Source organism: Mycobacterium sp. ZZG (assembly GCF_054786995.1).
The window spans coordinates 1-9,116 of sequence record NZ_JBTBFV010000101.1; the positions used below are offsets into that span (position 1 = coordinate 1).

8 protein-coding genes and 1 pseudogene are annotated in these 9,116 nt (G+C 63.6%); 4 read left to right on the forward strand and 5 right to left on the reverse strand.

The window, feature by feature from the left end; translation table 11 throughout:
* Positions 1-381: 381 nt before the first annotated feature.
* Positions 382-1,581 carry an IS110 family RNA-guided transposase gene (locus ACXMYJ_RS27950; protein ID WP_099962922.1) on the forward strand — a complete coding sequence of 400 codons (1,200 nt, stop codon included), beginning with the start codon at positions 382-384 and terminating at the stop codon, positions 1,579-1,581.
* Between the two features lie 134 nt (positions 1,582-1,715).
* Here the strand turns inward: ACXMYJ_RS27950 and ACXMYJ_RS27955 are convergent, their stop codons facing one another.
* Positions 1,716-2,477 (reverse strand): HipA domain-containing protein, encoded by a 762-nt coding sequence (locus tag ACXMYJ_RS27955; protein ID WP_460359427.1) that lies wholly within the window; start codon positions 2,475-2,477, stop codon positions 1,716-1,718.
* A 350-nt stretch (positions 2,478-2,827) separates the two neighbouring features.
* Here ACXMYJ_RS27955 and ACXMYJ_RS27960 point away from each other — a divergent pair.
* Positions 2,828-3,289, forward strand: a pseudogene (locus ACXMYJ_RS27960) (L,D-transpeptidase); the annotation flags it as partial.
* A 519-nt stretch (positions 3,290-3,808) separates the two neighbouring features.
* Positions 3,809-4,579 carry an NlpC/P60 family peptidoglycan endopeptidase RipB gene (gene ripB / locus ACXMYJ_RS27965; protein WP_222878219.1) on the forward strand — a complete coding sequence of 257 codons (771 nt, stop codon included), beginning with the start codon at positions 3,809-3,811 and terminating at the stop codon, positions 4,577-4,579.
* A gap of 55 nt (positions 4,580-4,634) precedes the next feature.
* Here ripB and ACXMYJ_RS27970 read toward each other — a convergent pair whose 3' ends face one another.
* From ACXMYJ_RS27970 to ACXMYJ_RS27980, 3 genes are all read right to left on the reverse strand, one after another.
* On the reverse strand, positions 4,635-5,309 hold the full coding sequence (locus ACXMYJ_RS27970; protein WP_222878220.1) for a winged helix-turn-helix transcriptional regulator: 675 nt from the start codon (positions 5,307-5,309) through the stop codon (positions 4,635-4,637).
* 283 nt (positions 5,310-5,592) lie between these two features.
* On the reverse strand, positions 5,593-6,513 hold the full coding sequence (locus ACXMYJ_RS27975; protein ID WP_041800692.1) for a M56 family metallopeptidase: 921 nt from the start codon (positions 6,511-6,513) through the stop codon (positions 5,593-5,595).
* On the reverse strand, positions 6,513-6,872 hold the full coding sequence (locus tag ACXMYJ_RS27980; RefSeq protein WP_260752974.1) for a BlaI/MecI/CopY family transcriptional regulator: 360 nt from the start codon (positions 6,870-6,872) through the stop codon (positions 6,513-6,515). Before ACXMYJ_RS27980 ends, ACXMYJ_RS27975 begins: the two co-directional genes overlap by 1 nt.
* A gap of 471 nt (positions 6,873-7,343) precedes the next feature.
* On the opposite strand from ACXMYJ_RS27980, the gene ripA reads away from it, so the two are divergent.
* Complete coding sequence (ripA, locus tag ACXMYJ_RS27985; RefSeq protein ID WP_460359428.1) at positions 7,344-8,714, forward strand: NlpC/P60 family peptidoglycan endopeptidase RipA; 1,371 nt, start codon at positions 7,344-7,346, stop codon at positions 8,712-8,714.
* Between the two features lie 4 nt (positions 8,715-8,718).
* Here ripA and ACXMYJ_RS27990 read toward each other — a convergent pair whose 3' ends face one another.
* On the reverse strand, positions 8,719-8,964 hold the full coding sequence (locus tag ACXMYJ_RS27990; RefSeq protein ID WP_460359429.1) for a hypothetical protein: 246 nt from the start codon (positions 8,962-8,964) through the stop codon (positions 8,719-8,721).
* Between the last annotated feature and the right edge of the window lie 152 nt (positions 8,965-9,116).

The window sequence follows — 9,116 nt, forward strand, 5'->3', positions numbered from 1 at the left end:
TCCTCGGCATCGTGAACTACGGTGAGCATGGGCGTACCTTCCCAACCAGCGCGCCAACGCCGGTCTTGATCGAATACCTGATTCCGTGATGATCATCCTCGGGAAGGTGCGCCCACTTTCAGGCCACCTCGCCGAGCCTCATCCACAGGTATTGATCATTGCTCAGCGTTGCCGTGTAGGTCGTGACTCTGGGTCTGACTGACGCCCTGCTGGGTTGTCTTTAATTTGATCTGTCCGGCCTACACGGTGCGCGTCTTGTTCACGCCGGACAGGACGGACATGACCTAATCAGGAGCCTGGCCGTTCCTCATCAATGTCTTGTCTGCCCGCCCTGGCCGGTGTGTGCCCCACCCAACGCTGGCCAGAAGGGACGCCATCATTTTGACAGAATCCACGCTCCTCGTCGCCGGTGCGGATACCCACGCCGACACCATCCACATCGCCGCGATCTCCATGACCGGCGCCGCGATCGGTGACCGCGAGTTCCCCACCACCGGCGCCGGTTACGCCGCGGCCATCAGATTCCTCATGTCGATGGGGCAGGTGCAGCGGATCGGCGTGGAGGGCACCGCCAGCTACGGCGCCGGAATAGCCCGAGCGCTCACGAGTGCTGGCATCGAGGTCGTCGAGGTGACCCGCGCCGTCAAGTCCACCCGACGGCTCAGGGGTAAATCTGACCCCCTGGATGCCTACAGCGCTGCCCGCACCGCTCTGGCCGGCGACGGACTGGCCACCCCAAAAGACGATGCCACCTCCGGACTGCGAGCCCTGCACATCGCCCGCCGCTCAGCGGTCAAGCACCGCACCGCGGTGATCAACCAGCTCAAAGCCATGCTGGTCTCGACACCAGACGCGGTGCGTGAAAAATATCGTGGACTAACAACATTGAGGCTGATCGAGGCGATCGCCCGCTGCCGCCCCGAAGCGCAGCCCGACCCCTGGGCGCAGTCGGTGCTCATCGCGGCCAAGATGCTCGCCCAGCGAGTGCAGTTCCTCGAGGTCCAAGCCGAGGCTCTCCAGGCCCAGATCGAGGTCTTCGTGGCCGACGCGAATCCCGGGCTGCGGGCGGCCTACGGCGTCGGCGCGGACACTGCGGCCCAGCTGTTGATCACCGCCGGGGCTAACCCGCACCGACTGCACAGTGAGGCTGCATTCGCCGCGCTGTGCGGAGTGGCGCCGGTGCCCGCATCCTCGGGCAAGACCAACCGACACCGACTCAGCCGCGGCGGAGACCGCGCCGCGAACAATGCTCTGTTCCGCATCGCCTTGGTGCGCATGTCGCATCACCAGCCGACCAAGGACTACGTGCAGCGACAGATCGCCTTGGGCCACACCCGGATGGAGATCCTCCGCAAACTCAAACGGGCCATCGCCCGAGAGGTCTTCAAACTACTGACCCGACAAATCGCCGTGCCCGAGTACACAGACCTGCGCTCGGCACGGCAAGCCAAGAACATCACCGTCACCTCCGCTGCCAAGCACTTCGGGGTCTGGCCCACCGTCATCTCCCGCATCGAACGCGGACTACAACGCGACGACGCCTTCGCAGATACCTACAGAAACTGGCTCAAAGCCGCTTGACACAAATAGGAGCATCAGATTTGGTGTCGCTGCAACGATATCGAAGCATAGATCCAGGTCAACGTCGGTTATTTGAGCTGTCCAGTGTTGTCGTGCCGCGCCTCCGCAGACTGACAGGGCCTCAGCGGCGACATTTACCAGGCTGATCGCCTCGCCGGCGTTAAAGCGTTTTGTTCGCCCGTGCTCGCACCACTGCACGACGGTCTTCTGCTCAATTCGCTGGGCACGGACCCTATCCTCGTCACCGCGGCGAGGGCCGACCCGTGATCGAAGCTTGGACCGAGGCAAACGTTACCTGTCCTGGAGTTTTGCAGCACTCCCCAATTGTGCGCATGCCGGTCGGTGTTCGCGATCCAGGTGTCCAGGAGCAGATAGCCCGCGAAGACATCGAATGCGGTCCAGTCGGCGTAACTGGTGCCCTCCGGACCTTGCAGCCCCTCTAATGCTTCGCGAATGGCGCTAATCGTATGGCCGCGGCAGGATTTGGCATCGAACTCGTCGTCGCGCTCGGCAAGCAATGCTGCTCCCGGGGTCCATGCCCACGCGCGAGGCCGCATGTCTCGGCTCATCGAGCCATAGACGCGTTGGTGGGTGCGTAACTGGACAACTGTCGCCAACTCCGTTTCCGCTGCAGGCACAGACAGCAGCTGGGCGACCTCGTAGGAGATCTTCTCCGCCCAGTCCTCTCCGCGAACGAGCACGTCGGGTTTTTCGCCGCGATGCTGACGTTCTTTGGACAGTTCGAGGGTTTTGATGCGGCGTGGCTTGAACAACCAGTGCCCGGCATGCGGCGAAGTCTCTGGTGCTATGAACCATCGCTTCGCTTCGTCACCTCCTGGTTCGCTCTCACCGCGAGTCCAGTCGGCGAGGTCGACGACTTCGTAGCTGTCCACCACGGTGCGAACTCTAAGTGGGGGCTCCGTGAGACGGGGCGAGGCAGAGCGGCGCGCCGTCTGCAGCAAGGGCCTGCGACTTAGAACGGCGCCCTGCCGAAGGGTATGTTCGTTAGCCAAGGCTCACCTCGGAGAAAGTGTCGTGGATGTCAACCCGTCGCACTCGCTGGAATCGCATCGTCGCCCTCATTGTCGCGGTGGGGCTGGCAGCAGGTCTTACTGCCTGCTCGTCCTCCGAGGAGGAGGACGGCCTGCTGGTCTACAACGCGCAGCACGAGTCGCTGACCAAGGAGTGGATCGACGCCTTCACCAAGGAGACCGGCATCAAGGTCACCTATCGCCAGGGCGGCGACACCGCCGATGACGCCACCAAGACGATGACCGTGCGGCGCAACGGCGAAGTCGTCAAAACCATGCCCATCTCCATGGGCAAAGCCAAAACGCCCACCGACAACGGCAACTACATCATCGGCGACCGCTACTCATTCCTGGTGATGGATTCGTCCACCTACGGCGTCCCCTTCAACTCACCCGACGGCTACCGCACCGAGGTCGAATGGGCCACCCAAATGTCCTACAGCGGCATCTACGTGCACTCAGCGCCGTGGTCGGTGGGCAGCCAAGGCATCGCCAACGTCAGCCACGGATGCTTCAACATCAACCCGGCCAACGCCCGCTGGTTCTACGACAACACCCGACGCGGCGACATCGTCGAAGTCATCAACACAACCGGCCCCACACTGTCGGGAACCGACGGCCTCGGCGACTGGAACATCCCCTGGGAGCAATGGAAGGCCGGAAACGCCAACCTCTAGGCAACGGAAGTTCTTGACACCGAGCCGACATGGCTTCAATGCCCGGCAGCGCTGAAACCCGTTATTCCGCAGCACATTCGGGATCACTGCTTAGACGCCGTTGCCGTAAGGGCGGTTGCCGGCGTGACTGGAGCCACCGACTCCCCGATGACCGATGGCGGCGCGTACCGCCGACGAGGCTTCAAATAACCGCCCGGGGCAGAATGTTGCTGACGCCCGACGACGGCCCATAGAGCTCCTTTCCGAGAAGCTCGCACATTTGAGTTAATCCGCGCACCATTCACGCGCGTCTTCCCGACCAATGAAACGGGGTTTCAGTCCAGTACTTGCCGCATTCAAGCGAACGGCCGCAGCGAATTTCACTACTGTAATTATGTGGCTGGTGTTACTAGTGGGGCTGTTGTGAGTTACGCTTTTCTACGTAGGAGCTACGTATTTTGGTGCTGCGCCGTACGTATGCGATCAGAGCCGCTATTGGTGCGTGAAGTAACTCACCGCCGGGCGCACCGAGGAGAAGACATGGGATTACACGTCTGGAGCAAGGGTGCGGCAATTGCCCGCACTGACCGCTGCGACCCGGAAATCCCTCTTGCGGGACGCGTTCGACGGCTCTCCGGTGTGATCGCTATCGTCGTCTTGCTTCTCCTCGCGTGCGCACCGGTCGCGTCGGCCCAACCTTCCGCCGGGCCGTGGGACCCATTGCTTCCGAAGATACCGAGCGCGGGCGCTCCCGGCGATCCGGTTGCCATCGCGAACGCATCCCTGCAGGCAACGGCCATGGCGACGCAGACGGCCATGAATATGGGTCGCAGCTTCCTCAGCAGCCTGGGAATCGTCAGCCCCGCCGCGGATCCGTCGACGAGCGTGCGCGGAAATCGGGTCAATGGTGCGCAGGCGATCGAGTACGTGATTCGCAGGGCGGGAACGCAAATCGGTGTTCCCTACTCGTGGGGTGGCGGAAGCCTCACCGGTCCAAGCCGCGGCGTCGACCAGGGAGCAGGCACCGTGGGCTTTGACTGTTCAGGCCTGACACGGTTCGCGTTCGCCGGCGTCGGTGTTCTGCTCCCGCGATGGTCTGGCGACCAGTACGACGCCGGCCGAAAGGTGCCGCCCTCCCAAGCGAAGCGGGGCGACCTGCTGTTCTGGGGGCCGGGCGGGAGTCAGCACGAAGCTATCTACCTGGGCGGCGGTCAAATGATTGAGGCACAGCAGACCGGCGTCCCGATTAAGGTCTCCCCAGTGCGAACAGGGGGCATGACGCCCTACGTCGTCCGGATTATCGAGAGCTGAGCGCGAGGCCCAATTAGCACGCTCGCAGAGCCGTTCACCTCAGCGGGTGACCGAATCAACCGACGAGACAGTAGCCGATGCCGCGGACAGTGCGGACGTAGCGCGGACAGGTCGGGTCGTCCCCGAGCTTGCGACGGAGATTGCCGACATGCACGCCCAGAGCAGCCCGACCGCCGGGATGCGAGGCTCCCCAGAGACTCTCTTGGAGTCGCCGGCACGTCACGGGTTCGCCCGGATGGTCGGATAGTGCCCGCAGGATCGCGAACTCTGTCCGAGTGAGCGTTACATCTTTTCCTCGCTGATACGCCCGCCGAGCCGCGACATCGACCACGAGGTCGTCGATTTGCCGTCGCTGCGTATCGTCGGCCGCACCGCACACGCCGATTTGCCTGAGCGCGCGTCTAATTCGTGTACTCAGCATTTCTGAGTCGCCGATCGCCACCACTGCGACACGTGACACCAGCGGCGCCATCTCTGCATCAGTAAGCGCGACTACGCCACCTTGTGCCACCTGACGAACACGGTCAAGGACAGCAGCACCCTGGTCCGTTGGCCCTACGCAGACCACTACCACGTCGGGGTCAACGACACGCAATGCGGTGAGTGCTGCGGTTTCCGAGCATGCGACCGTAACGGCGAAATCTCCGGCGTGCATACGGTGGGCCAGCATGTCGGCGTAGATGCGTCGCGGCTCAACGAGCAGAACGCGGATGCGGCCGGCGGCCGCCACCGGAGATGCGGCACTACCCGGTCCGAGGTGTGACTCGATGGTCGTGGCAGCCTCCTGTCGACGTCGCGCATCGCGGTTACTGGATTGCTTACGCGGGTTCTGACAACCAGCATATCGTGATCTACGATGTTACTACGTAGATCACAGCCCGGGCGCCCCCCGCATGTCGTCGACTATCCGCTTCCAGCCCGTGTTCTCGCGACATCCGATGTCGGCTATTTGGGTTTCAGTCGACCGCGTCGATGTCTTCGCCGCCGCAATCGTGTCGGCTGTCGTCAGGTCCTCAGTGGTGGCAGAGCAGCTGGATGAGAGCTGGTGTCGCAAGCATGGCGATGATCGCGGCAGCTAAGCAGATACGGTGGCGCCATCGCACATGGCGGCGCGTGGGGGTGACCAATCGTTCCGCTCGAGCGACGACCGCCGTTCCCGCTGCGGCGAGGCCTTCGTGCACAGGAGGTTGATGTCCGGCCAGAGCAATCAGCCCGGCAAGCAGAGGGCGAGTGCCGACGCGCCGCGCGGCGGTATCGTCGGCGCACATCTCCAGCAGTTCTGCCACAGAATGGCGTGCCGTAGCGAAAAGTGGCAGGCGGGGCAAAGTGACGGCGAGGGCACGCAGCCCCATGAGGATGTGGTGGTGGCGCCCCGAGATGTGGGCATTTTCGTGTGCCAGAACCGCTTTCAGTTGCGACCGGTTCAACGTCTTGATGGCCGCGGAGGTGACGATAATGGTGTTCAGGCGGCCGCCCACACAATAGGCGGCGGGCCGGTCGGCGTCCACGACGACCACGTTGGGGTGACCGGTGGGCCGGCCAATGATCCGCGCGGCATGTGCGTGCTCGTGACTCCGCGCGCGTAGGCGGGACAGGCTACGGCTCATCCGGAGTCCTCCGAACCCCAACGTCAGGGTCCCCATACCGATGAGGGCAACAGATCCGATCCTGCCCGCCATCGGTGTGTGTTCGGAAAATCCGAACAGTTCAAGACACAGCGTCACCACCGCGCCGGTGCGAATACTGTCCGCCGTTGCGCCGATGACCATTGAGACCGCGACCAGCCAAGCCGCCAGGGTTGCGGCGACCGTGATTAGCCATGCGGCGACTCCCATGTGAGGGCTGATTCCCTGGCCGGTCATCCGCCGCAGAACCGGAGGAGCCAACCACGCAAGCGCACCCCCGTAGAGCAGCAGCCACAGCGCCGTAGTCATCATCGTCGCCCCCTACACGTAGCCGCCTTCAGTTGCGCCCACTGCTCCGCGCTCATCTGATCGACCACGAAGCCCAACACCGCACTGGTATCACCGGCGCAGTCGACAGCAGCCCGCATCAACCGCGCTGAACACCCCTCGTGGCCCATCGATGCCGGGTATATATAGCCTTTCCCACGGCGCTGAGTCCTCAGCCGACCCTCGCGGTACAGGTTGTCCATCGTCGGCATCACACTGGTGTAGGACTGGCGCTTCCGGGAGATCTCGTCGAAGCCGTCGCCCACTGTGATGGGCCCCGCGCAATCCCACACGCAATCCATGACTACTGCGTTGGGGTCGCCGAACCCTCGCTGTTCCATTCCGCGCCACTCCTGCTGTCCACGACGAGCTGGAGTACTTTGCCCATCGACCCCTACCAGACCCCCAATGTAGCGCCCGACCTCGAAAGTTCCGATGCGCCGCACCCGGTGTTCATGGCCTCGTCAGTGCATTCCACGCCGCCGTGCGGGCGGAGCCGATCAACCACGGGAGCTGTCAACTGGGCATCAGCTTCGCCGCAGCGTTGACAGACGATGATTGAGGGGCCGCCTGCGGGTTGTGCACGGAGCCTTGCAGAGTCGTTACCGACTTGAGACTGTGACTGGCGTTTCTCCTGGTGTGCAAGTGATGTACGTTTCAACTGCCTACTATCGTGCTCCGTACTTTGCTGGGCAGTAGGTCCGATCCGAGAATGCCGTGCGCTGGCCCTCGCTCGGTAGCCCAACGACGCTCAACCCAGGTGAGGAGATCCGATGCGTTGCCTCACTTCACTTCTCACACTCTGCGCACTGATGTCGACGCTGATGCTCAGCCCTTCAGGTATCGCGGCTGCCGAACATGACGGCGCACCAGACGGCGACAACAAGGACATTCCGTCCCTGGTTGCGGCTGTCGCCGAGGCGAATCAGCGGGTAGCCGATGTCGGTGCCAATATCCAGATCAAGCAAGAGGGCGTCAACAAGGCCCTCGTCGAGATTGCTACTGCTCGCGACATTCTCGCGGACGCGCAGCGTGAGGTTGCCGCCAGTGAGCAGGGCCTCGCCGACAGTCAGGTGGCGATCGACGCCGCGCAACAACGCTTCGATCAGTTCGCCGCATCGATGTATATGAACGGGCCGTCGGGTGCGCTGCCACTGGCAAACGGGCCGGAGGAAATCCTTGCTGGAGCCTCGACGCAACAGAGCCTGATCATCAGCTTCCAGAAGGTCAGGGATGACCTCGTGCGCAGGCAGACCGATCACGCCAACAAGCTCTCAACCGCGACGGCTGCCCGGTCGCGCGCTGAGGGCGCCGCCGCCGAGGCGCAGCGCCGCCAGGACGACGCGGTCGCCGCCCTTCAGGAGGCGCAGCAGACCTTCGCGGCATGGCAGGACGAAATCAATAGGCTTGCCGCCGAACGTGACTCGGCGCAAGCCCGACTCGGTGCCGCCCGGCCGGTAGCAGGGACCGCGACTGCGCCCACGGTTCCTCAACCCGGCGCCGCGCAGGCACCCGGCGACCAATGGGACCGAAGCGACTCTTTGCCGGCCGACAATTCTGGCGCCGGCCTCTGGGACACCACGCTGCCGATGGTGCCCAGCGCCAATGTGGCCGGCGACCCGGTAGCCATCATCAACGCGATCCTCAAGATCATGGCGACCTCGGTGCAGCTGACTGCCGACATGGGCCGAAAGTTCCTTACCAAACTGGGCATTCTCTCCCCGGCGGCCGCCGCCGCAGATCCCGGCATCACCAATGGACGCATCCCCAGCCTGAACGGCCGGCAGGCCTCTGAGTTCGTGATCCGACGCGCCATGTCACAACTGGGAGTTCCCTACTCGTGGGGCGGCGGCAACGCCAACGGTCCCTCTCGGGGCATCGATCAGGGAGCCAACACCGTCGGCTTCGACTGCTCCGGGCTCATGCTGTACGCCTTCGCTGGCGTCGGCATCAAGCTCGACCACTATTCCGGATCGCAGTACAACGCCGGCCGCAAAGTTCCGTCATCGCAGATGCGACGTGGTGATCTAATCTTCTACGGCCCCAACGCCAGCCAGCACGAGTCCATGTATCTCGGTGACGGCATGATGCTCGAAGCTCCCTACACCGGGTCCGTCGTCAAGATTTCCCCCGTGCGCACCTCCGGCATGACACCCTACGTCACGCGCTTGATCGAGTACTGACACCTCACAGCGAGCGCTGTGGCGGTTGCACCGTTAACGCATCAGTCCGCCCCAGCGTGACCGCTGTGAACGGGCTCCTCCAATGCCTCACGCCGCTCGCTGCGGCGCTGCGGCGCTGCGGCGCTGCGGCGCGGAACAGAGCCGTCGCGCTGGCGATGGCGGCGGCCCACAGCACGACGACAACGGCGCACAGGATCAGCCACGTTTGCCACCCGAGGCTGTTCGGGCAGACGTCCATCAGCCAGCGCATGCAAGGCCCTCCTCCACAGTGAGCGGAGGAATTGTCAATACCTGTGGATCGGGGTGTTTCAGGCGACCTCCGTTCCGGTGTGTTGATCGCCGTCTGACGGTGGTGCCGGCGGGGTGATGTCGGTGGGCCGTTCGAGCAGTTTGCCTTTGTGG

What these genes read in the sequence shown, in the direction of transcription:
- ACXMYJ_RS27975 (WP_041800692.1), bottom strand. Translation starts at nt 6,513, where the DNA reads ATGACTACGGCGCTGTGGCTGCTGCTCTACGGGGGTGCGCTTGCGTGG.
- ripA (WP_460359428.1), top strand. Translation starts at nt 7,344, where the DNA reads ATGTCGACGCTGATGCTCAGCCCTTCAGGTATCGCGGCTGCCGAACAT.
- ripB (WP_222878219.1), top strand. Translation starts at nt 3,809, where the DNA reads ATGGGATTACACGTCTGGAGCAAGGGTGCGGCAATTGCCCGCACTGAC.
- ACXMYJ_RS27980 (WP_260752974.1), bottom strand. Translation starts at nt 6,872, where the DNA reads ATGGAACAGCGAGGGTTCGGCGACCCCAACGCAGTAGTCATGGATTGC.
- ACXMYJ_RS27990 (WP_460359429.1), bottom strand. Translation starts at nt 8,964, where the DNA reads ATGCGCTGGCTGATGGACGTCTGCCCGAACAGCCTCGGGTGGCAAACG.